1 protein-coding gene is annotated in these 304 nt (G+C 34.9%); it reads right to left on the reverse strand.

Going from position 1 to position 304, the window contains the following annotated elements; all coding sequences use genetic code 11:
• Window positions 1-248, reverse strand: a 248-nt coding sequence (locus AOA60_RS32105) for a hypothetical protein (RefSeq protein WP_143522345.1), incomplete at its 3' end; no start/stop codon positions are given.
• Window positions 249-304: the final 56 nt, after the last annotated feature.

The following is a 304-nucleotide window of genomic DNA, read 5'->3' on the forward strand; positions in this document are numbered from 1 at the left end:
TAGTAATCCTCTAAAGCTTTTTCTATACTATTTGAAACTTCATCAGAATTAACTAATACTGTTTCATATTCAATCTGCATTCGTGCTTGAAGTACTTCCACAACTTCATGATGATCCTCTTCTGCAATATCTACATAGTAAACACCATCTATCATTATTCCTTCCCCTGTAAGACGCAGTGCTTCGACATTATCACCGGTCAAAGAGTTCAAGTTTCTAACTAAATTAAACATCGTACCAGTGTCCATACTAGTTCGTACATTATTTCCTAAGATATCTAGAACATGTGGTATTCGTGTTACAG

The organism is Pseudomonas sp. 2822-17 (assembly GCF_002742485.1).
GTDB lineage: Bacteria > Pseudomonadota > Gammaproteobacteria > Pseudomonadales > Pseudomonadaceae > Aquipseudomonas > Aquipseudomonas cyclaminis.